The sequence below is a fragment of the Paenibacillus sp. J22P90 genome, from assembly GCF_059692195.1.
The window spans coordinates 296,979-318,917 of sequence record NZ_JCAUAY010000004.1 but is presented as its reverse complement, the minus strand read 5'-3'; the positions used below and the strand labels follow the sequence as shown (position 1 = coordinate 318,917).

Below are 21,939 nucleotides of genomic sequence, written 5' to 3'. Positions count from 1 at the left end.
ATGATATAGGAAATCATTTTTCTGAGGAGTTATGAATGGCACTCCTGCATTAGGAGGGGCTATTTTTAATCACACGTTTTACATCCGCGTATTTGAAAATCATGCGCAACAGCGGTGGCACAGCGAAGAAAATGAAAAATGTACGAAATAACTGATACCCGACTACGACAGATAAATTTGCATTAATTTCGTGCGCGATGATCCCCATCTGATCCATGCCGCCAGGAGCTAGGCTAAGCAGGGCTGTCGATTTGGAAACGGCGTGCAGTTTCATAAAAACATAACTCAGTCCAAACGATCCGAGCAAAAGAATCACACTGCTGCCAATAGCCAGCGTTATGATTTGAAGCTTATGGGTTAGTTGAGATGGCTTTAACATTAACCCAACATGAATGCCAATCATGATTTGAGCTGCATTGATCATACTGGTTGGCAGTGCGGGTCCATGAAGACCAATTAGCTGTATAATCGCTGTGCTGAAAGCAGGGCCTAGCAGGAACGCGGTTGGGAAATTAATTTTATTTCCTAGAAGTGCACAGATGACACTGACCGCGCCGAAAATAAAGATGTTCGGCATCAGGGCACCCCAACTTGCAGAAGAAGCCGAGAAACTGCTGATCGCGGTTTCAACGATTTTGTGATTGCCCATGATCGGACTAAACACCAGCAAAGGGACACATATCACAATCATCATGAGACGAATGACTTGTACCACAGTCACAATCGTTAAATTGATGCCCTCCGTCTCCTCAGCTAAGATGACCATCTGGGTAAGCCCGCCAGGTATGCTTCCAAGAAGTGCCGTTTTGAAGTTGATGTTGGACAGCTTAGTTACGAGGTAGGCAAGCAATGTGCAGAGCAGCATTAAGAGCAGTGTCATGAGCAGCATGGATGGTAGCTGGATTGCCATTTCATGCAAAGCCGTTGCGGTCATGGATAGACCGATTGTGTACCCCACGATGATGAGTCCAGCGTTTCGAATCGGGGTAGGCCACGCATAGCGATTTTTGAGCACATTCGAACCTATTAATACCGCAATCATGGGTCCGAGCAGCCAAGGAATGGGGATATGCAAGAGTTTGAACACGTATCCGCCAAGAAGTGCAGTTAGTAGGGCAACGATCAGTTTTAGAGAGGTATGGAAGGTAACCAGGTTTGTATCGATACGTGCATTCACCACCTTGTTATAACTGTATTCATGTTAGCACAGTTATTTTTATCGTTCAAATCTAAGATGAGGTGAACTATTGATGATAATAAGAAGGATGTATCGGGCCGAATGGCAACAAGGACAAGAAGAAGTGGGCTTAAAAGCATTAGCGTTAAATCTACAAGCGCGAAAGCTGGTTGAACAAGGAGAACTGATGACTGCCGCAGCATACAGCTGGCGAAATCAGGTATTTCTTTATTATGAGTGTTTGGAAAGAGAAGTGCTGCCTGAAGAAATCGCAGGAGCCGCCATTCCTTTTTTAAAGGATTGGCCAGGACATGCCGTGCCCCGGAAGTGGATCCCGATGATCGACGTGTTCCACTTTAATGAACCTGCCAGTTATGAGCATTGGCTGAGGAAGAAGCCTGTGGAGTCTCGGGTAGGGAGAATCGCGCATCTGAAGCCTGAGATGATGAGCAGCTACATCTATTATCATTATCAGCTCCAAGAAGAACGTGCTTTCAACGGGGACAAATATGAAATAATTGCGATGCATGAAAATCTGTTATTCGGTTATCAGGAATTTCCCAAGGTCATAGAGGAGCCCATTGTGAAAGGGAGATTGAACACAAAAGGGACCCCAGAAAATTGGAACGATTCTCGCATGGATCTGCATTTTCAGCCGTGGGAAGAGGATGGGCATTTGTATTTTAAACCGATAGAGCAAGTGTTTGCTTATTATATTGGTGACCTTTAGTTCGGCTCTATTCCTCTAATTCCAAATTCCCGATGCTGTCAATGACGACGGTCACGTGATAATTGACCTTCAAATTTGGATAATAGTCGCTGCGCCACTGATCTAGCTTATCGTTGGGAATCTTTCCTCTAAAATAATTGCCAAAGCCAATGGGGTCACTACTATTCTTTTGCAGCTTTTGTGTTAACTGGTTAAGGTGATCAGTGAGATGCGATTGAAGTTTTGAGATTAACTCGTATTTTGTAGTCTTTCCCTTGGATTCTGACAGTGATGATTGAATGTATAGCCTGCCTTCAAGGACAGGACCGTCCTTTGTAACTTTGGCATCCCAATGCATTCTAGCTGATTCCAGGATCATATTCGCATTATCTAGCACCTCAACGGCTGCGCCGTGGTAATTATTTGACTCAAGATTAAGTAACAACGTATCTTCTTTGCTTAATCGAGCTATCATCTTTCCTTTGCTTAGCAAGGCAGATCCATGAAAGGAAAGCACTGTTTCTTCTCCAGGACGAATGATGGGTAGGATGACGTCTTTTGTATATGACTTTGTTGATGCAAAGGTTTCCCATAAGGCTGTCATCGCTGTTTTGGGATTATAACCAGCTCTTTGATCCGAATATTTAAAAAACGTTGTCACATCACTGATGACAGCGTTTTTGGTGTTGCCCAAAAGCTGTTGCATATCGGAGTCAGTAATCGCTATTAAAGCTTTTGGCGACAAGTCTCTGGAACGAATCGCGTAATTCAGTTCCTCCTCCAAACCTCCTTCAGCTAGTGATTGCTGGAATACGAGCATTTCAACGTTCAACAAATCAACGAAGTTCTCGATGTTTATTTTTAAGTTGTCAACAGCTTCACTAATGGTATTCGCTTCTTGGGTGATAATTTTCATTGATACATTTTTCTCAACAGGTATGGGGATTTGAAGGGTAACTTCATATCGATGTGATTGGCCTTTGGCAACTCCCATAATAACGGGCATTGCTCTAAGATTGATGTCATGGCTGTCCCAACAACCACTTAGGAGCAATCCACAGCCTATCCAAACTACGACTAAACGTACCCTACAACGCAATTTATCCATCCATTCATCTCCCAAGCTTCATTCGACGACCACGCATTAATGCTCCTACCAGAGCAACAGCAAATATCAAGCTAAGACGGTACATACCTCCCCAATCTAGTAGCTTCTCCAACATTCCCCAATCCGTAATGAAAAGAGCGATACTTATCGCAATTAATCCTACCATTAATGGATTCGTTACTACTTTGGAGATCCTCGAAGAACCAGTAGTAAGCTGTCTTGAGAGCCAGAGAAGCCCGCTTATGTTCAGCAGTGTGCTAAACATGGTAGCCATGATATATAACAGTGAGATCCGATCGAAGAAAAACCAATTCACTCTGACGGAATCCATCACCGTAATTAATGGGAATCGTAGATGCACCGCTACCTCACGACCGAAGACGCCAAGGGGGAGGTACACGTAAAGCAGCAAAAAAAGCAAGGAAAACGCCCATGCTCGCCAGATCCATTTTCTTCCGTCCAATGAAAGCGGCCCGAAAAAACCAATTAACCCAATGACATGTGAAAATACGAACAGTAACGGTAATATGCCAGGATCAGACAGAAATGAAAAATTCGGCTGAAGCGGAAAAATGAAGTGATACGTAACATTCGAGAAGGTAGCAGAAAGTGATAAGAGAAGCAGCGGCAATCCGAAAAGCCCAAGAAGTAAGGCGAGTCGCAAAAGCGAATCACGTCCTGCATAAGAAACACACACAGCTGATACTAGTAATAAGGCCATTAAAACCCAACGCGGGGTTTCAGGTAAAAATAAGGTGCTAACGATCTGGGATTGCCCGCGAATAATGATCGTAATGGCGAAAATATTTCCGGCGATCAAAGGCCAAACAATCAAGATGCGGAACCATTTTCCCGCTTTGTTAAAGGAGTGCAGCAGATTGTCATTCCCCTTATGGAAACCGCCAATTAGTAAGCGTAATAAGCCGCCTTGAACCAACCAACCGATCAGGATGATGACCCAGTGACCGGATACCTGTGATTGAATGATGCTTTGGGGATATATAAACATTAGAAGCCCGTATTGAAGAACGATATACAGAACGGCGAAGCTGATCCCTTGATTCATTTCGTACTCTTCCTACCTTCCGTTTGCGGCATAGACACGAGCGGCTTGCTCAACACGGTCGAGGAGCCTACCAAAGAGAGAAGCAAAAATAGCCCACATACAATCCCCATAGGACCAAATAAAGTAGCGAAGAACAGCATGAGATAGCGCCATATTCGAACTGCTAAGGCGAAATGATAGCCGACAATGGTGAAATTAGCGATTGTAGACGCGGCTAATACAATGATCAACAGATTACTTACCAGATTCGCTTCGACGACTGCTTGTCCGAGAATGATACCGCCGACCATCGTCATGGCAGGCCCGATACTTTTGGGCAATCGGATGATCGCTTCGAGCAGCATATCAATAATGAACAGTAGAATCAGTGCTTCCGTAATAGTTGGATAAGGCACACCTACACGGCTCTTAGCGAGTGAATAAATCAATTCCAGCTTCATCACATCTGGATTCACAGACAGCAATGCAACGTAAGCAGCAGGGGCGATGATCGCAATGATCGAACCAAGAATTCGAAAAAAAACGAGCATGGTCGTGAGCGCTATGGGGTAATCTCGATCTGTGTCCGACATAAATAAGTCGGGAAGATGCACGGGAATAACGATAGCTTCAGCATAGCCTTCAATGAGAAGCACGATTCTACCTTGCTTCATGAAGTAAACCGTTTCATGCGGCGATTCCGTTTTGATAAAAGAGGGGATCGGGCTCCAAATCGGTTTTTCACAAAGCCACTTCGTAATTTGTCTCAGAGAAGTAAATTCCTCATGGCTATGAGCACGAAGAGCTGATTCAGCTTTCAAGAAAGAAGCGGTATCTGCCGCCCCTTCTAGGGAAAGTACAATCATTCTTTTCTTGTGAATGGAACCCACGGTCACATGAGCCTGTTTCAGGAAAGAAGTTCGAAGTTCATTGCGAATTAATCCAAGATTAGTCATAAAATCTTCGATGAACCCTGTTTGAGAAGATCCAAGCAGATTCTGATTTTGAGGTGTCGTAACCGAGCGTGAGAGCTTCTGTGGCACAGATTGAATCCAAGCCGCTCCTGACCCATCTAGCATAATTAGAGTGCGTCCTTCTAAAATACCTTGGACCAAGTCCTCATGTAGGGGAGCATTCTCTGCACCAAGCTTCAACTGCAGCATTTCCCATGTACACGGGCCTTCTTGGTCAACTTGAATCAGACGCCGAAGAGTTCCTGCAACGTCAACCAAACTAGACAGAGCGAACAGCTCGAGCTGCAATCCGCCTAGGACAATATGCTGATGATGAAGGTCCTGACAGCCCCCCAACTTTTCCATGACTTGATTTCGTGGATTCAAATTCGCATTAACCAACATTAACCATCACCTACGCGGTAGTATGAGCAATTTGAGCTAGACCTATGCTCTAGGGGAGAAAGGATTTGGAATAAAAATGAAGAAATACAACACAAGATTCGATGTGAAAGGTGTGGGCTAGGTGGAAGGTAATGAGAAGTGGCATCGACATTTAGGCGTTTATGCAATTTGTGAGTTAGAAGGAAAACTTCTCGTGATTCATAAAAACGGAGGCCCCTACACAGGGCGGTTCGACCTGCCAGGAGGTACAATTGAGCCCGCTGAAACTGTACTTGAGGCATTAAGACGGGAGATCAAAGAGGAAGTTGGCTTAGAGCTGCTTGTTAAAAAGAATATTGGCATCGGCGACTATGTAGTTCCATATGTGCTCCCAAAAATGGGAACCACACATATTCATCATGTTGCGCTATTATTTTCTGTTGAATTTGTAGGTGGGCATATATCGACGAAACCGGAAGTATTTGAAGGACAAGATTCATTAGGGGCGTGTTGGGTAGCACTTAGTGATGTTACATTGGATAATGCATCACCACTCGTAATGCAAGCGGTGCAGTGGGTTAAGACGGGAGAGATGCCGGTTTCCGGGCAGCGGTTGGATGATTGGGTTGTGAATACTCATAGCTAGTTGATCAGCAGATCTAAGAATGGAGTGTTGTTTATTGGATTACACGAATTATTTTGAAATTGCTGATTTACAGGAGTACGTGACAAATATCTTTGGCTCTAGTTATTTGATTTCAAAGATCACTACCATGCAAGGTGGTGCGCAAAAAGTTGTCTTTAAGTTGGATTGTACGAATGGATTTTCATGCGTGATCTATGTTTGGGATCTTACTAATAATTTTTTTCGCGAAGAAATTGAAAAATCGGAAATTCATGAGCAATCCTATGGGGCGGATTTGTTCGAAATGAATAACAAGTTTTTAATCCAAAAAGGAATTCAAACTCCCAAAATATACATGCAAAACAAGGAAAGAAATCGCTATCCTTTTGACTTTGCTTTTGTGGAGTACGTAGACGGACAAAAAGCAGAAGTTTATTTTCATAGTCCCGATAAAATGGCTAGAGAAAAAGTGTTTCATCGAATAGGCGATATGATAAGTACAATGAATGGAAACGTGAGGGATATATATGGAAAAGTATATCAAATGGAGAGCTGGGGCCGGATCATGTAATAGTAAACGAGAGACTAGAGCCATACTTGATTGATATCGAAGGGGCTGAATTCTATGACATCGAGCATGAGCATAGTTTTTTAGAGTTTCGATTTGGAGATTATTATCGTTATTTTCCAAATGAAACTTTGGATCATAATCGCATGCACTTTTATCGATTTCATCATCATATTTCTTTGACTTGTGGTGGGCTGAAGCTGTTGCATCGCGGATTTCCTAATCAGCAATTAGCGAGGGACATTTTTGAGTATCATAGTCGTGCTGTGTTGCGGTTTGTTGAAACATAAATGAATGACGTGGCGATAGGTAGCTTTATAGAACGTCAATCACCTAAAGTGCTAGATTATGAGCAAATATCCCTTGACATTCCCTTCATTCCCCTGTAAAATATTCAAAAATTCATATCGAAATATTGATGAATGGGACAGTAATTCCTAACAGACAGTCACAGCGAGCCGGGTCAGTGTAAGCCGGTACGGATGTTATGAATGAAACGGACCCAGGAAATGGTTTGCTGAACTTTAGTAGGCGAATCCGGTCAGTCGACCGTTACGAAACAGAGGGGTTAAACCACAGGTTTAACACTTAGAGTGGTACCGCGGGAATTTTCAGCTCTCGTCTCTTTTTAGAGACGGGGGCTTTTTATATTTTCAGAAAAAGGGAGTGAATGGCCATGTTACATGTGAAAAATCATTTTGCCGAAAAAATCTCATCGTTGTTCAATGGCTTTGACGCACAGCAGATTGCTGCTTGGATGGAATATCCAACAAATCCGGATAAAGGAGACGTATCTTTACCTTGTTTTCGTCTGAGTAAAGCATTAAGTAATTCACCGCAAGCAATCGCGGAGGAGTTGAAAGCTTCGCTGCAAGACGAAGAAATCGACTACATGGAATCTGTTTCAGGCTACCTGAACATTTATCTTAAGAAAGCTAATTTCGCGGAATCTCTGATTAAGCATATTTTTCAAGCTGGCGTACACTATGGATCGCAAAATCTGGGCCAAGGTAAACCGGTGGTCATTGATTACTCGTCTCCGAACATTGCGAAGCCTTTTCATGTTGGCCATCTTAGATCCACGGTGATCGGAAATGCTTTGTATCAAATCCATTCTTTCTTAGGATACAACTGTGTGGGGATTAATCATTTAGGCGATTGGGGGACACAGTTCGGGAAACTGATTGTCGCCTATCAGCAATGGGGAAGTAAGGAAGCTGTAATGAGCGGTGCCATCGAGGAGCTTCTCCATCTTTACGTCAAGTTCCATGAGGAAGCAGAGAAGGATCCAACCTTAGAGGATCAAGCACGTGCTTGGTTTACAAAAATGGAGCATGGCGATACAGAAGCACTTGCTTTGTGGCAGTGGTTCGTAGACATTAGTCTCTCAGAATTTCAAAAGATTTATAAGCTGTTGGGCGTTCAATTCGATGCTTATCAAGGTGAAAGCTTCTACAACGACAAGATGCAGCCCGTCATTCAAAAGTTGAAAGAGAAGCAGCTGTTGGAGGAGGATGAAGGAGCCTGGCTAGTACGTTTAGATCAATACGACATGGCGCCGGCTTTAATGTTGAAAAAGGATGGCAGCTCGCTTTACCACACGCGTGATCTAACTGCAGCTATCTACAGAGCGGAAAAGTATGATTTCGCGAAGCTGATTTACGTGACGGATTATGCACAGAATTTGCATTTTCAACAATGCTTCAAGGTTGTGGAATTAATGGGCTATGCCTGGGCGTCCAAGCTTGAACATGTCGCATTTGGCCGTGTGAGTATTGAAGGGGGAACTTTGTCGACACGTAAAGGTAATGTGGTCAAGCTGGAAAGCTTACTGGAGCAATCCATTCAAAAGATTAAGGATGTCATCGAGGCTAGAAACCCAAGTCTGACGAATAAAGAACTAGTTGCCCAGCAAGTTGGGGTAGGGGCGGTCATTTTCAATGATTTGAGTGCCAATCGAATTAAAGATATTGATTTTAATTGGGAGGAAGCTCTTAACTTTGATGGGGAAACGGGACCTTACGTTCAGTACACGTACGCCAGAACTTGCAGTGTGCTGCGCAAAGCTCATAAGGCAGAAGGGTATGACGCCCAACAATCAGTATTAGACGGTACTTTGCTCGAAAATAAAGAAGCTACCACAGTAATCAAAATGCTCTATCTCTTCACAGAAAGAGTCGAACAGGCAATGGTGAAGCTGGAGCCTTCAATTATTTCGCGTTATCTTATCGATCTCGCGCAATCGTTCAACCGCTTTTATCATGCATGTCACATCCTTGTGGAGGACACACATTTGCGCGAAGCGCGACTTGCTCTGGTGACATGTGTTCAAATTACATTGCGCAACGGACTAAAGCTGATTGGATTACAAGCTCCGGAAGAAATTTAACGACATTAAATATTGCGGCGGTGTAATTACGAATTTGCGGTGAACTGGTAATAATGCTCATTCATGAGAGATTTTCTTAGCGGGAATACTACTGGACAACACTAGGATTGACGCATAAGGAGCTGGTTTTCGTGATGAAGCGAACTGCTGCGATTGTTTCTACTTTGTTATTGGCGAGCGGATGTTTAGGCACTTCTGTGACGCCCAAAAAAGAGTATCAAGTCGAAACGAAACAAATTTTACCCATTGTCGAGTTACCCACAACGCCAGTTACGCCAGCTCCGCAAATTCATGCTAATACAACGAAACCAACAGAACCGCGAGTCTCCAAGGTGACACTTGGCGCAATCGGAGATGTTCTCATTCATGATAAAGTTTACCTAGACGCAAAGCAGAAGGATGGCACCTATAACTTTAAGCCCATATTTCAAGGGGTGAAGAGCTATTTAGAAGCACCTGACATACTTGTTGCCAATCAAGAAACGATGATCGGCGGGAAGGAACTGAGACTATCCAGTTACCCCTCGTTTAACAGCCCTCACGAAATCGGCGATGCGCTTAAATTTGCAGGGGTAGACATTGTTACGATAGCCAACAACCATACGTTGGACAGAGGAGAAAAAGTAATTCAAAGTGCGCTTACCTACTGGGATACCCTCGGAATACCATACACAGGGGCATTTAAGTCGCAGCAAGACCGCGACAACATTAGGACAATCACAAAGAATGAGATTACATTTGCCTTCTTGAGTTACACGTACGGGACGAATGGGATTTTAACGCCGAAAGGAAAACCGTTTCTGATCAACAGGATCGATGATGAGCAAATTCGACGGGATGTGGAACAGGCAAAGCTTCTGTCAGATGTCATCGTGGTAGCCCTGCATTGGGGGAAGGAATACCAACGATGGCCTGACAGCGAACAAACGATTTTAGCTCAAAAGCTTGCAGATCTTGGGGTGCATATTATCATTGGGAACCACCCGCATGTGTTACAACCGCCTGCTTGGGTAGTTGGGAAGGATGGACATCGCATGTTCGTCGTCTATTCGCTAGGGAACTTTATTTCGGCTCAAATCAACCTGTATAAGCAAATCGGCGGAATGGCAACCATTGAGGTCAATAAAACTACGAGACATGGAACCAAGAAGATTGAACTCACCCAACCTAGCTTTCTTCCCACCTATACGTATAGCCAGAAAAGTCGTCACTTTCAAATTATTTCAATGGATAGGCTAACCAATGAGCAGCTTACGCATGCCAAATCGCAGTTTGAGATGGTGAAAAAACATATGCGAACTTATATGCCTGAGCTACGTATTATTTCAACATAAGAAGCCGTAAACAAAGAACAAACCGCTCCTGCAAACAGGGCGGTTTGATTTGTTCTCTTTGATGTTTACTCTTGCTTCGACACCTTGACTAAATTAAGCTTCAACGAAGCTTTCTTCGCGATTAATTCTTTAGCAAATTCTCGCTGTAGACGATCACTTGTTTTAATCTCTTCATGCAGCTTATTCACTCGCGTCATTTTACTGCTCAAATCGCTATGGGATTGACTTAATTTCATATCTCTTTGGATTTGTTTCATTTTAGCTTGAGCTCGTTCTTTTTTCTTCTTCTCGTTCATACTTTTGCTCTCTAGGTCAGCGATTTCTTTTTTTAACTGACTGACAATTGAACTAGTAAAGCTAATAGCCATGCCTGCACCCCGTATCCATTTCATGCTACTGAAATTCCATTTTACAATAAAAGTCGCCAATACGCGAGAAATGCCCATCCTATCAACATACGAGTGAGAGGAGAGGGCATTTGTTGTTTGCCAATTATTCTTATTTCCAACCTTTAGCGGTCATTGTTTGCTTTTTGCGATTAAAAAGCTTTTTGAATAAGCTGACTTGCTTTTTACGTCGGAGAGTCAGTCGAACACCTTCGATTAGCAGCAAAGACCTTAATGAATCGCGGCGATTAAGTGTGTGTAATCTTTTAATAAACTGCTCGTCCATGTTGATCATCCTCCCAAGTGTTTGCACAAATGTTTATGATCCAAATCAGCATCCCTACTGTTATTATAAAGGGACATGCTATAAATTTTTGTCAAACGGTAGATGGGAATTGCGCTAGTTTTGTCGAAAATATAAGGAAAACTGAATTTATTCCTGAAAGGTGCATCGAAATGAAATCGTTAGAACAATATTGGAATGAATCATATCAACGGCTGGACGCTAAGCCTACCTATGATAACTGGTTGGATAAATATTGGGACGAGTACCTAGCGACATATAGCAATGCCGATCTTATCGTTGATTTAGGCTGTGGTGTCGGCAATAACACACAATACTTACGCGATCGAGGGCTGACTCCGATTGCTTGCGATATTTCCGAAGAGGCAATTAAGAAATTACATGCATTCATGCCTGATATTCAAACGCACTGTTTGGATATGACGGAGGGGCTTCCTTTTGAAAGTGAGTCAGTACAAGTCCTGATTGCAGATCTGAGCATTCATTATTTCGATGAAGTCACTACCCATGGGATTATTCGGGACCTGCATCGGGTGTTGAAGAAAGAGGGCTTACTTCTGTGTCGATTAAACTCAACCAACGAAATTAGCAATGTAGGAGATACCGCGCCTAGTGCAGAGAAGAACGTCTTTCAAAGCGAAGGGATTTACCGAAGATTTTTTGATCGTGGTGAGATTGAGCGGTTTTTCAACGAAACAATGTGGACGTACCTGTATGTAGAGGAATATGAAATGGATCGATATACGAACAAGAAGATGCTATGGGAAAGTGCTTTCATGCCAAGGTAAAATAGTCACAATAAAGCATGAAGTAGTCAATATCCGCATGCACATTCTTAAAGGATTTGATGCTGTATGGGCGAACCTAGTATATACCTACGAAATATGTTCAAATTGAACAATACCATTTCCAAGCAGAAAAGGGGTATCCCATGAAACAGATTGGCGTTGCACTTATTGGTTGCGGAGCGATTTCCAGCGTACATTTGAATGCCATTTCACAAATCCCGACAGCGAAAATCATCGCAGTTGTCGATACGAATCCCGAGTTGGCAGCTAAAACGGCGGAAACCTACCAATGCATGTATTACACAGACTACCTTGAAATGCTGCAAAATCCTGATATTGATGTCGTTCATATATGTACAGCTCACTATTTACATGCTCCCATGACGGTTGATGCTCTGAACGCTGGTAAACATGTTCTAACGGAAAAGCCGATGGCCGAAACGAAAGAAGCGGCGCAAACGATGCTCCGTGCAGCGGAAGCGAATCCGAATGTGCAGTTAGGCGTCATTTTCCAAAATAGATACAATCCTGCCTCCCAGCTTATGAAACAAACTGTCGAGTCTGGTGAATTAGGAAGATTACTCTGTCTTAAAGGGATTGTAACTTGGAGCAGAACGGCTGCCTATTACGAAACGGAATGGAAAGGGAAATGGGAAACGGAAGGTGGGGGAGTCCTCATCAACCAGGCGATTCATACGCTAGATTTAATCCAATGGCTAGGCGGCGAGGTAACGAGCATTAAAGGGACGATGTCCACGGATTCCCTCGAAGGAATCATTGAAGTGGAAGATACCGTTCATGCACACCTTACATATCGTAATGGGGCAACGGCTGTCTTTTACGCGACGAATGCTTACGGGGAAAATTCACCGCCAGAAGTGGAACTTGTCTTCGAGAAAGGGAAGCTGCTCCTAACGGGAGATACCTTGTATCGTGTGATTGATGGTGAGCAAACGATGTTGACATCACCAGAAGCGAATAATTTAGGTGTAAAATCATATTGGGGAATCAGTCATGGGGTGCAAATCGCTGATTTCTATGATCATATCCTGAATGACCGCAGTTACTTCTTGAATGGACCTGAAGGAATCAAAGCATTCAATTTGGTCATGGATGTTTATGCATCTTCCAGATCAGGCAAAAGAATCAGTTACGTGTAAGGAAAGTGATTGTGATAGATATGGCTTTACGTTTCTACACGAAACAAGGTGCCATCATCTCGAAAATAAAAGGCAATCTCATCGGAAATTGTACTCATTCTTATCGTGGTTGGGTTGAATTGTTCAATAATGCCCCGATCGACTTCACAGTAAACACCATTGGCATCCGTTTGCCAGACAGATACCGTCGTTTGAGATAGCGCGGCAGTAAATAGATCGCCATCCGATGTCAACGTTAGTAACATGATGATCGCCCTCTCCTTTTATAATCGTCAGCTGTTGTTCAATTTGGTTCTGTTGTTAATTGAGTATATTCGCAGATATGGTAGACATGCGCACGAAAGATTAGCTTGTACGTATACAATTATGTAATTCCAGTCGTTACCTATTGGTAACGGCTTTTTTCTGCCTCCAACAAGAATAGGCGTATTAACTCTCCACGGTTTATCTACCTTTGCAAATGGTCATAATGTGGAAGGGATGACATCCAGGAGGAGGGACCAACATCATGCCTGATGATGCAACGATTCCTATAGACCCCAATGTTGAAGTAAACATTGAACGTATTCTTATGGACTTAGGCGGAAGTGACGATGTCGTCATACGCGAGATACAGGATGAGGGAACACTGGAGATCGCAGCTGCTGTCGTGTACATCGAGGGACTTACGGATACGAATGCGATCAATACGTATATTTTCGATGTCGTCAAAGCGATGTTAACGACAGATGCTGTGGGAACAATGCGATGCAGTATGACCACAGAAGCGCTTGCGAAAGAGCTGCTAACAGGCATTGGCTCGATTCAAACCGTTGAGCATATGGTTGCTTTGTACGATAATTTGCTTTCTGGTGAAGCAATTATCATGTTTAATCATCAACATCACGCTTACCGTGCAGACATTCGTCAGTGGAAAGGGCGCGAGGTTACGGAGTCCACGAACCAGACATCCGTACGCGGGCCCAGGGAAAGCTTTACAGAGACACTTCGCACCAATACAGCGTTAATTAGACGAAAAATAAAGGATCCAAGACTTTGGTTGGAATCGATGTCCATCGGACGGCTGACCAAAACAAGCGTGACCATCATGTACATCAATGGCATTGCTAAGCCATCCATCATCGAAATGGTTCGAGCGAAGTTAAACGCGATTGAGATTGATAGCATTTTAGATAGCGGATATATTGAGGAATTAATCGAGGATAACAAATTCTCGCTATTTCCAACCATTTACAATTCGGAGCTGCCAGATACGACAGCCGCTCAGCTGCTAGAAGGGAAAGTGGCGATCCTTGTTGATGGCACACCTAACATCCTCCTCGTACCTACGCAGCTGGTCACTTTTTTTCAATCTGCTGAGGATTATTATCAACGTGCGTTCTATGCGACACTGCTGCGTCTGCTTCGGTTTAGTACGGTGCTGATCTCATTGCTGCTTCCTTCTATTTACATCGCTATTACAACGTTTCACCGCGATATGCTGCCAGCTTCCTTGTTAATCGGTCTAGCTGCACAACGAGAAGGCGTTCCTTTGCCGGCTTTCGTGGAGGCAGTTGTCATGGAAGTCACCTTTGAAATCTTACGTGAAGCGGGTCTACGCATGCCTCGTGCGATCGGACAAGCTGTATCGGTAGTTGGCACGCTAGTCATAGGACAAGCTGCGGTAGAAGCAGGTATCGTATCTGCTGCAATGGTCATCGTCGTTTCCGTGACAGCGATCTCCACCTTCACATTGCCTGCTTACAGCATGTCGATTCCAGTGCGCATACTTCGTTTTGTGTTTATGGGAGCAGCAGCCAGCTTTGGATTGTTTGGCATTGCGATGGGCATGTTTGTCTTATTGTTGCATTTATGTGCTCTTCGTTCTTTCGGAGAGCCTTTTATGTCTCCATTTTCACCGTACCGCAAAGCGGATTTGGAAGATACGCTTGTGCGTCTACCTCGATGGCTCACGTTCAAAAAACCTGAAACCTCAATTGGAGAGGGTGGCAATAGACTGCATAAGCGTTAGTGAGGAGGCCATTTCATGATGAGATCTAAATGTATGATCCTTGTGCTTACCTTACTTCTGCTAACAGGCTGCTGGAGCAGACGCGAACTGAATGAGCTTCTCATTGTACTTGGCATTGGTCTTGATTGGCAGGATGGCGAGTATCTCGTATCGTTTCAAGTCGTTAACCCCAGTGAAGTTTCCGCTCAAAAAAAAGGTGGGGATCGTCCGCCTAGCACAGTGTATCAAGCGCGAGGTAAAACGTTAATGGAGGCAGCAAGATCTCTCACTGCGGAAGCACCGCGTAAAGTGTATTTGGGCCATCTTCAGCTTTATGTGATTGGTGAATCTTTAGCCAGAAAGGGCATCAAGGATTTTATTGATAATTCGTTTCGAGATAATGAATTGCGCATGGATTATAACATCATTGTGGCTAGAGGTACTAACGCGGAAAATGTGTTAAAGCTGTATACGCCCGTGGAGAAGCTGCCTAGCTACAGTATGCAGCAATCCTTGCATACTTCTCAGAAATCATGGGCGCCGACTACAGCCATTCAAATGGATGAAGTCCTCAATAAGCTTTCTGGTCCTGGTCATGAGTTAACGCTGACGGGGATTACCATTATTGGAGATCAGTCTTTTGGAGAAGCGAAGAAAAATGTTGAATTATTTCAGCCGCCTACTCGGTTTCGATATACGGGAATTGCCGTATTTAAGGATGATAAGTTGATCGGATGGCTGAATGAACAACAAAGTAAAGGGTATACAGACATTACCGATCATCTGGACAGCACGTCGGTCGAAATTCCTTGCGACCAAAAGAAATTTATGGGCGTTGAAATCACTTCCTCCGATGCCAAAATCAAGACCAAAGTGAAAGAGGGAATACCCGAAGTCACCGTGTCGATTCGAACGGAAGCGAATGTTGTCGATCGTACTTGTCGTGATGTGGATCTGACTGATCCCGCGTCGATAAAAATGCTGGAAAATGAAACCCGGAAAATCATTCAGTCCAACGTTGTTGCGGCTGTAGCTGAAGCCAAAGAAATGAAATCCGACATTCTCGGGTTCGGAAGCCAACTGGGGAAAGAACATCCGGCCTATTGGAACGAAGTGAAAGAGTCATGGAATGACGACATGTTCCTCAAAACGAATGTTCACTATGATATTCATTTATTTATTCGAAAAACGGGCACAATTGGCAATACCACGATGAAATAGGAAGGTAGAGAGGACGTGGCCAGGGGATGTCGTCATTTCTTGCTGTCATGGCGATTGCGGTGGGGACATTTTGGCTTGAAGCGCCTAGACTCATTCGCAGAAAACAACATCGCGAGTTGGTCTTCTTTCTCATACTCCTCGTTAGTGCAAGTATACTCTACGGGGTATTGATGCTGGAGATCGTCCTTCCTAATCCTTTTAAGCTTTTACAATTCATGTTTGCGTGGATGGATTAGACAATCGAATGGGATAGGCAAGGGGATCGACATGAACAGATTTGATAATGGAACGATATCTGTACGTCAGTTTACGATCTTGATCATTCTTGGCGTTATTGGAGATTCCATTCTCATTCTGCCAACGATGATTTCAGCGTCAGCGAGGCAGGATTCTTGGCTATCGATGCTTATGGCTATGCTCATAGGCTTAGCATTTGGAGGAATTCTAGCACTCATAGCCAAAAAACTTCGCAAAAGCAGCCTATTTGAAGTCATGAGACAGAAGTTTGGATTTTGGCTAGGAGGAGTTATTTGTGCCGTCTTTTTGCTCCATTTTTACATGTGCTGTTTGACGCTATTAAGTGAAATGAGTCAGTTTATGACGACCCAAATGATGCCTGAAACGCCGATGAATGCGATCATTTTGGTTTTTACGATGGTTATCATCATTGCCTACCGATACGGAGTTGAAGCCTTTGCACGTATGGGAGAGCTGCTATTTCCGCTCTTTATGCTATTATTCCTCTTCCTTATCATCTTCTTACTGCCTCAAGTGGACATGTCCAACCTGCGTCCGATTGCTGCTGAGGGGATAGCGCCGATCTATAATGGCTTTTTGCCAGCCTTTGCTTCTGGATTTGCGGAGATGCTTCTCCTGCTTATGCTCGTTCCCCATGTATCAGGTAGTAAGCCACTAACGAAGCCGATTCTCACAGGGTTTGCTATTGGAGGCGTCATCCTGTTCATTATTGTGCTATTTTGTGTGCTTGTACTCGGCCCTAATTTAATGGAGACGAAATATTATCCAACCTTTGTTCTAGCGCAGAAAATAACGATTGGTCACTTTTTGGAACGGGTAGAGGCTGTTATGGCTTTCCTTTGGTTTATCTCCGTGTTCTATAAAACATTGCTCCTGTACTTCTCACTCACTTCAGGCATTGCGGAATTGTTCCGGTTTAAAGAAAGTCATATGCTGACCATTCCGATTGGCATGTTCCTTTTGGTAGGTACGATTGCAGGAATGCCGAATATTGTCGTTTATAATGACATTCTCACGAAGTACTTCGTTAGGTTCGATATCGTAGCTTGTGTATTTTTCCCCATGTTATTGCTGGTTTGGCAGTATATCCGAGATAAACCCAATAAAGGTAAAACCATTGATACCGATAGCTAGACTACAATGAATTAACAGGAGGATTTCCATGGAGCAGCTGTTTAAAATGAAAGAGCGAGGCACATCCCTATCCACGGAACTAATGGCGGGTGTGACAACATTTCTAACGATGGTGTATATCGTGATTGTCAATCCAGGGATTCTGAGCACGACGGGTATGGATTTTCACGGTGTATTCATGGCGACTGTACTTGCCAGTATTGTTGCGACGCTCATCATGGGACTGTTTGCGAATTATCCAATTGTGATTGCACCTGGCATGGGATTGAATGCCTATTTTGCATTTACAGTGGTAGGAGGGAGTGGTGTTGCTTGGCAGGTTGCGCTAGGCGCTGTGTTTATCGCAGGTATTTTATTCGTCATCCTGTCGCTGACCTCATTCCGTTACGTCTTGTTGGATGCGATTCCCACTAGCCTCAAACATGCGATCACCGCCGGTATCGGTCTTTTTATCACATTCATTGGTCTGCAAAATGCGAAAATCATCGTCGGTTCACCGTCAACCTTACTCACATTAGGCAATTTAAGAGAGCCTATGACGGCACTTACATTGATTGGGCTTATCATCTCACTGATCTTACTGGCGTATAATGTACGCGGGTATTTGTTTTTCGGAATGCTGATAACAGCCGTACTGGCGTGGATGTTTGGTCTATTAGCACTACCAGATACGTTCGTAGCAGCCCCAAGTGGACTAACAGCAACTGCTTTTCAGCTAGACATCCAAGGTGTATTTTCGGGAGGATTATATGCCGTTATTTTCACCTTCCTTCTAATCACCTTATTTGATACAACAGGAACCATGCTCGGTGTAGCTGAGCAAGCGGGACTTCTCAAGGACAATAAATTCCCGCGCTCACGAGGGGCTTTACTAGCAGATGCGGTTGGTACAACGACTGGCGCATTGCTTGGTACGAGTCCGACCTCTGCGTATATTGAATCCAGTTCTGGCGTCGCAGTCGGCGGAAGAACGGGGCTTACGGCTATCACGGTATGTCTGCTTCTAGCGCTAACATTATTGTTTTCGCCTATCATAGCTGTTCTAGCGAGTATCCCAGCGATTACGGCTCCAACCTTAATTATTGTGGGCTTTCTGATGATGAATGTGCTGCGTAAAATCGAATGGCACGACCTGGAGGAAGCGTTCCCGGCTTTCCTGATTGTTGTCCTGATGCCGCTAACCTATAGTATTGCGACAGGTATTGGAATTGGTTTTATTGTGTATCCGATTCTGAAATTTGTGCGAGGAAAAAGGAAGGATGTTCATCCTATTTTCTATCTGTTTGCTGTGTTGTTTTTTATCCAAATTGTCTTCTTCACCCATTAGGCATGAAGAGGAAGTGGTAGAGCAGGCGCCGCGGCGACCTGCTTTTTCTTTTCAAAAATAGCAGAATTGTGTAGGAAGTTAGCCATTGTCTGCATTAATTCTTACAATTTTTCACGATATAATGAGGAACGAAACGAAATGTAAGCGCAATCATATCAGTGGTAATCATACTGCAGGGAGGTGGAGCGGGAGGGTCAATTATGTAATGAGGCTGAGTCATATTCAATTACCATTCACTTCCAGGAGGTTGTAGAAATGTTAAAAAACGCTAAGCATCTCATAAAAACAGCTTGCTTCCTTACATTAGGCTCATTGCTCATTAGTTCATTCGGGTTTCAAGCACCTTCCGCTCACGCAGCCGTAGCTAGGCAGATGGAGAAATTAGACCGCGGGATCGTCGCCGTCAAAGTAAGTACTGGTGTTCTCGTCAGCTGGAGACTGCTGGGTACAGAATCAGCAAGTACTTCTTTTAACGTGTATCGTGACGGTGTTAAACTCAATGCTTCGCCAATTACAACGAGCACGAACTATCAAGACAATGCTGGAACAACAAGCTCCAGTTATACCGTCAAAGCTGTCGTAGGTGGAGTTGAGCAGGCAGCTTCCGCTGCAGCTACACCATGGGCGAATGGCTATTTGGATGTGCCTTTGCAGAAGCCAGCAGGCGGTACGACACCGGACGGTGTAAGCTATACCTACAACGCCAATGACGCTAGTGTTGGGGATGTGGATGGCGATGGCCAATATGAAATTATTTTGAAATGGGATCCTACGAATGCCAAAGACAATTCACAGGATGGCTATACAGGTGAAGTGTTTATCGATGCTTATAAACTCAATGGGACACGGCTGTGGCGGATCAGCATGGGTAAAAACATTCGTGCCGGCGCTCACTACACGCAATTCATGGTTTATGATTTAGATGGGGATGGCAAATCCGAAATCGCGATGAAAACTGCCGATGGAACTAAGGACGGCACTGGTGTTGTCATTGGAAGTTCAACGGTGGATTATCGTAACAGCGTCGGCAGGGTACTTACTGGACCTGAGTTTCTAACGATATTCGAAGGGGCGACTGGCAAAGCTTTAACCTCGACAAGTTACGATCCTCCGCGTGGCACAGTGGGAGATTGGGGCGATACGTATGGCAATCGGGTAGATCGATTCTTAGCGACAGTTGCTTATCTTGACGGGCAAAAGCCAAGCATCGTGATGGCGCGCGGATATTACACGCGAACTGTACTTGTAGCCTATAATTGGCGGGGCGGTACTTTATCCAAGTTATGGACCTTTGACAGTAACGGCTCAGGCAACTCCGCTTATGCAGGTCAAGGGAACCATAACTTAACAGCCGCCGATGTCGACAATGATGGCAAGGATGAAATCGTATATGGAGCGATGACGATTGATGATAACGGTGCTAAGAAATACAACACAGCACTAGGCCATGGCGATGCGCTTCATGTCGGCGATTTGGATCCGAACACGGCTGGACTCGAAGTGTTCAAAGTTATGGAGAGCACAAGCGCTACTTATGGCGCAGCCGTATGGAATGCGGGTACCGGTGCCATTAAGTGGGGCGTCAATACCGGCGCTGATACGGGAAGAGGTATGGCAGCCGATATTGACCCGCGTTATGCAGGAGAGGAAGTATGGGCAAGCAACGGAGTAGGACTCTATCAAATCAATGGGACTAAAATCAGCTCCACCGTGCCATCCTCCATCAACTTCGGCATCTGGTGGGATGGCGATGTCTCCCGTGAGCTCCTTGATCACAACTGGGATGGCACCAACGGTGTCGGCCGAATTGATAAATGGAACTATACTTCGCTCAATACAACGACCTTATTGACGGCAACAGGCACCAATTCTGTTAACGGCACCAAAGGAAATCCGAGCTTGCAAGCCGATATCCTTGGCGACTGGCGTGAAGAAGTCATTTGGCGGAAGTCGGACAGTACGGCGCTGCGTATTTACGCAACACCTTATGTAACATCGACGCGACTCTGGACGCTCATGCATGATCCGCTTTACCGTCTAGACATTGCATGGCAAAACGTAGCGTACAATCAACCACCTCACACTAGCTTCTTCCTAGGAACAGGCATGGCAACGCCAACACAGCCGAATATTTATACCACGCCGTAACAGCGGGGAATAGGGACAGAGAAACGTTCGGTTGAACCGGCGTTTCTTTTCTACTTTATAGGATTACTCCATTCGCATCTGTTGAATGCGCTTTCTACATGCCGCAGGGGATGTCCCATAAAAGGCAGCAAACTGACGCGAAAAATAAAACGGATGGTTATAACCGACTTCCTCAGCGATTTCGGCAATGGTGAATGAGGTCGTCTCGATGAGCTTTCTTGCTTGTCGAAGCCTTATTTTATTTAACATGTCCATGACGGATTCACCTGTCTGCGTTTTAAATAGATGAGCGAACCTGGAAGGGGAAAGGTTGACCAAAGCAGCTAATTCAGCAACCGAATAGGGTCGATTATAGTGCTGTGAAATGAGCTGTATTGTACAATCTACACGCGGATCAAGATGATATTGAGTCTGAAAGACACTTTTGGAAATGAGAAGGAGAATTTCTTCTAATGCGTTGATAGTCAATTTTTCTGAAAAGTGATCTGTTTCTTCGTTATATTGGATCAAATTGTGAAAAGCACCCGATAAATGAACGAATTCTTTCTCGGCTTCTAAGCGGGCAAATCGTATTCCTCTTATCGCTTCTGGCCATTGAATCAGCTGCAGCCATTCTTCCTTGGGAACAAAATGGCACCAATAAAACTCCCATAAGGTATGCTCTGGCGTGCCGTAAAAATGGGGAGTGCCTGGTGTGATTAACGTGATCTCACCTTGCTTGCTTTCGCAGGTTTCCTTCCCGTTGTTAAATAAACCTCTGCCTTTTAACGTCAATGTTAGATAATAATCTTTTGTGCCGTTGGAGCGCTTGACCTGGTAACCAAATGACTGCCGATAATGTCCGGAGATGAGCTTTCCGGGGATAGTAATCAAATTCTCATTAGCAGAAAAGGACATGAAATCACTCATGATTACGTCGCCTCCAATTACC

General features: G+C 44.3%; 20 protein-coding genes, 1 pseudogene and 1 other annotated feature. Of the genes and pseudogenes, 13 read left to right on the top strand and 8 right to left on the bottom strand.

The window, feature by feature from the left end:
* Positions 1-49 precede the first annotated feature (49 nt).
* A complete protein-coding gene (locus tag AC58UX_RS15690; RefSeq protein WP_497254241.1) occupies positions 50-1,180 on the bottom strand; it encodes an AbrB family transcriptional regulator in 1,131 nt (376 codons plus the stop codon).
* Between the two features lie 70 nt (positions 1,181-1,250).
* Here AC58UX_RS15690 and AC58UX_RS15685 point away from each other — a divergent pair, with 70 nt between their 5' ends.
* The gene (locus tag AC58UX_RS15685) at positions 1,251-1,907 is read left to right on the top strand and encodes a hypothetical protein (protein ID WP_497254239.1); all 657 of its coding nucleotides are present in this window, start codon (positions 1,251-1,253) and stop codon (positions 1,905-1,907) included.
* A gap of 7 nt (positions 1,908-1,914) precedes the next feature.
* On the opposite strand, the gene AC58UX_RS15680 is transcribed toward AC58UX_RS15685, so the two are convergent.
* Genes AC58UX_RS15680 through AC58UX_RS15670 form a run of 3 tightly spaced genes read right to left on the bottom strand, consistent with a single transcriptional unit; the run spans position 1,915 to position 5,397 of the window.
* Positions 1,915-2,994 (bottom strand): Ger(x)C family spore germination protein, encoded by a 1,080-nt coding sequence (locus AC58UX_RS15680; RefSeq protein ID WP_497254237.1) that lies wholly within the window; start codon positions 2,992-2,994, stop codon positions 1,915-1,917.
* Between the two features lie 4 nt (positions 2,995-2,998).
* Positions 2,999-4,060: a GerAB/ArcD/ProY family transporter gene (locus AC58UX_RS15675; RefSeq protein WP_497254235.1), complete on the bottom strand. Its 1,062-nt coding sequence runs from the start codon at positions 4,058-4,060 to the stop codon at positions 2,999-3,001.
* Positions 4,057-5,397, bottom strand: a complete 1,341-nt coding sequence (locus AC58UX_RS15670) for a spore germination protein (protein ID WP_497254233.1) — start codon at positions 5,395-5,397, stop codon at positions 4,057-4,059. The genes AC58UX_RS15675 and AC58UX_RS15670 overlap by 4 nt, the downstream gene beginning before the upstream one ends.
* A gap of 121 nt (positions 5,398-5,518) precedes the next feature.
* Between AC58UX_RS15670 and AC58UX_RS15665 the strand changes: the two genes are divergently transcribed.
* From AC58UX_RS15665 to AC58UX_RS15650, 4 genes and pseudogenes are all read left to right on the top strand, one after another.
* On the top strand, positions 5,519-6,022 hold the full coding sequence (locus AC58UX_RS15665) for an NUDIX hydrolase (protein WP_497254231.1): 504 nt from the start codon (positions 5,519-5,521) through the stop codon (positions 6,020-6,022).
* A 79-nt stretch (positions 6,023-6,101) separates the two neighbouring features.
* Positions 6,102-6,859: pseudogene (locus AC58UX_RS15660) on the top strand (aminoglycoside phosphotransferase family protein).
* Positions 6,860-6,978: 119 nt separating this feature from the next.
* Positions 6,979-7,198 (top strand) — a binding site (T-box leader).
* A 47-nt stretch (positions 7,199-7,245) separates the two neighbouring features.
* Positions 7,246-8,958, top strand: coding sequence for an arginine--tRNA ligase (argS, locus tag AC58UX_RS15655; RefSeq protein ID WP_497254229.1), 1,713 nt, complete (start codon positions 7,246-7,248; stop codon positions 8,956-8,958).
* A 134-nt stretch (positions 8,959-9,092) separates the two neighbouring features.
* Positions 9,093-10,292, top strand: a complete 1,200-nt coding sequence (locus AC58UX_RS15650; protein ID WP_497254876.1) for a CapA family protein — start codon at positions 9,093-9,095, stop codon at positions 10,290-10,292.
* A 65-nt stretch (positions 10,293-10,357) separates the two neighbouring features.
* On the opposite strand, the gene AC58UX_RS15645 is transcribed toward AC58UX_RS15650, so the two are convergent.
* On the bottom strand, positions 10,358-10,684 hold the full coding sequence (locus AC58UX_RS15645) for a hypothetical protein (protein ID WP_497254227.1): 327 nt from the start codon (positions 10,682-10,684) through the stop codon (positions 10,358-10,360).
* Between the two features lie 106 nt (positions 10,685-10,790).
* The gene (locus AC58UX_RS15640) at positions 10,791-10,964 is read right to left on the bottom strand and encodes a hypothetical protein (protein WP_497254225.1); all 174 of its coding nucleotides are present in this window, start codon (positions 10,962-10,964) and stop codon (positions 10,791-10,793) included.
* 170 nt (positions 10,965-11,134) lie between these two features.
* Between AC58UX_RS15640 and AC58UX_RS15635 the strand changes: the two genes are divergently transcribed.
* Both AC58UX_RS15635 and AC58UX_RS15630 read left to right on the top strand, forming a co-directional pair.
* Positions 11,135-11,770, top strand: coding sequence for a class I SAM-dependent methyltransferase (locus AC58UX_RS15635; protein WP_497254223.1), 636 nt, complete (start codon positions 11,135-11,137; stop codon positions 11,768-11,770).
* Between the two features lie 143 nt (positions 11,771-11,913).
* On the top strand, positions 11,914-12,930 hold the full coding sequence (locus tag AC58UX_RS15630) for a Gfo/Idh/MocA family protein (RefSeq protein WP_497254221.1): 1,017 nt from the start codon (positions 11,914-11,916) through the stop codon (positions 12,928-12,930).
* 26 nt (positions 12,931-12,956) lie between these two features.
* Here AC58UX_RS15630 and AC58UX_RS15625 read toward each other — a convergent pair whose 3' ends face one another.
* Positions 12,957-13,175, bottom strand: a complete 219-nt coding sequence (locus AC58UX_RS15625; RefSeq protein WP_497254219.1) for a hypothetical protein — start codon at positions 13,173-13,175, stop codon at positions 12,957-12,959.
* A 263-nt stretch (positions 13,176-13,438) separates the two neighbouring features.
* Between AC58UX_RS15625 and AC58UX_RS15620 the strand changes: the two genes are divergently transcribed.
* The 6 genes from AC58UX_RS15620 to AC58UX_RS15595 all read left to right on the top strand — a co-directional run bounded on the left by AC58UX_RS15620 (position 13,439) and on the right by AC58UX_RS15595 (position 21,008).
* Positions 13,439-14,941 (top strand): spore germination protein, encoded by a 1,503-nt coding sequence (locus tag AC58UX_RS15620; protein ID WP_497254217.1) that lies wholly within the window; start codon positions 13,439-13,441, stop codon positions 14,939-14,941.
* Between the two features lie 15 nt (positions 14,942-14,956).
* Positions 14,957-16,141, top strand: coding sequence for a Ger(x)C family spore germination protein (locus AC58UX_RS15615; protein WP_497254215.1), 1,185 nt, complete (start codon positions 14,957-14,959; stop codon positions 16,139-16,141).
* Between the two features lie 26 nt (positions 16,142-16,167).
* Positions 16,168-16,377, top strand: a complete 210-nt coding sequence (locus tag AC58UX_RS15610) for a hypothetical protein (RefSeq protein ID WP_497254213.1) — start codon at positions 16,168-16,170, stop codon at positions 16,375-16,377.
* A gap of 31 nt (positions 16,378-16,408) precedes the next feature.
* Positions 16,409-17,533, top strand: coding sequence for a GerAB/ArcD/ProY family transporter (locus AC58UX_RS15605; RefSeq protein WP_497254211.1), 1,125 nt, complete (start codon positions 16,409-16,411; stop codon positions 17,531-17,533).
* Between the two features lie 28 nt (positions 17,534-17,561).
* A complete protein-coding gene (locus AC58UX_RS15600; RefSeq protein ID WP_497254209.1) occupies positions 17,562-18,860 on the top strand; it encodes an NCS2 family permease in 1,299 nt (432 codons plus the stop codon).
* A 255-nt stretch (positions 18,861-19,115) separates the two neighbouring features.
* Complete coding sequence (locus AC58UX_RS15595; RefSeq protein ID WP_497254207.1) at positions 19,116-21,008, top strand: rhamnogalacturonan lyase; 1,893 nt, start codon at positions 19,116-19,118, stop codon at positions 21,006-21,008.
* Between the two features lie 63 nt (positions 21,009-21,071).
* Here the strand turns inward: AC58UX_RS15595 and AC58UX_RS15590 are convergent, their stop codons facing one another.
* Positions 21,072-21,917 carry a helix-turn-helix domain-containing protein gene (locus tag AC58UX_RS15590; protein ID WP_497254205.1) on the bottom strand — a complete coding sequence of 282 codons (846 nt, stop codon included), beginning with the start codon at positions 21,915-21,917 and terminating at the stop codon, positions 21,072-21,074.
* Positions 21,918-21,939 lie beyond the last annotated feature (22 nt).

Coding starts and splice junctions, on each gene's coding strand:
- AC58UX_RS15630 (WP_497254221.1), top strand. CDS start 11,914: ATGAAACAGATTGGCGTTGCACTTATTGGTTGCGGAGCGATTTCCAGC.
- AC58UX_RS15600 (WP_497254209.1), top strand. CDS start 17,562: ATGGAGCAGCTGTTTAAAATGAAAGAGCGAGGCACATCCCTATCCACG.
- AC58UX_RS15670 (WP_497254233.1), bottom strand. CDS start 5,397: ATGTTGGTTAATGCGAATTTGAATCCACGAAATCAAGTCATGGAAAAG.
- AC58UX_RS15595 (WP_497254207.1), top strand. CDS start 19,116: ATGTTAAAAAACGCTAAGCATCTCATAAAAACAGCTTGCTTCCTTACA.
- argS (WP_497254229.1), top strand. CDS start 7,246: ATGTTACATGTGAAAAATCATTTTGCCGAAAAAATCTCATCGTTGTTC.
- AC58UX_RS15685 (WP_497254239.1), top strand. CDS start 1,251: ATGATAATAAGAAGGATGTATCGGGCCGAATGGCAACAAGGACAAGAA.
- AC58UX_RS15645 (WP_497254227.1), bottom strand. CDS start 10,684: ATGAAATGGATACGGGGTGCAGGCATGGCTATTAGCTTTACTAGTTCA.
- AC58UX_RS15625 (WP_497254219.1), bottom strand. CDS start 13,175: ATGTTACTAACGTTGACATCGGATGGCGATCTATTTACTGCCGCGCTA.
- AC58UX_RS15675 (WP_497254235.1), bottom strand. CDS start 4,060: ATGAATCAAGGGATCAGCTTCGCCGTTCTGTATATCGTTCTTCAATAC.
- AC58UX_RS15650 (WP_497254876.1), top strand. CDS start 9,093: ATGAAGCGAACTGCTGCGATTGTTTCTACTTTGTTATTGGCGAGCGGA.
- AC58UX_RS15615 (WP_497254215.1), top strand. CDS start 14,957: ATGATGAGATCTAAATGTATGATCCTTGTGCTTACCTTACTTCTGCTA.
- AC58UX_RS15590 (WP_497254205.1), bottom strand. CDS start 21,917: ATGAGTGATTTCATGTCCTTTTCTGCTAATGAGAATTTGATTACTATC.
- AC58UX_RS15680 (WP_497254237.1), bottom strand. CDS start 2,994: ATGGATAAATTGCGTTGTAGGGTACGTTTAGTCGTAGTTTGGATAGGC.
- AC58UX_RS15635 (WP_497254223.1), top strand. CDS start 11,135: ATGAAATCGTTAGAACAATATTGGAATGAATCATATCAACGGCTGGAC.
- AC58UX_RS15610 (WP_497254213.1), top strand. CDS start 16,168: ATGTCGTCATTTCTTGCTGTCATGGCGATTGCGGTGGGGACATTTTGG.
- AC58UX_RS15640 (WP_497254225.1), bottom strand. CDS start 10,964: ATGGACGAGCAGTTTATTAAAAGATTACACACACTTAATCGCCGCGAT.
- AC58UX_RS15620 (WP_497254217.1), top strand. CDS start 13,439: ATGCCTGATGATGCAACGATTCCTATAGACCCCAATGTTGAAGTAAAC.
- AC58UX_RS15605 (WP_497254211.1), top strand. CDS start 16,409: ATGAACAGATTTGATAATGGAACGATATCTGTACGTCAGTTTACGATC.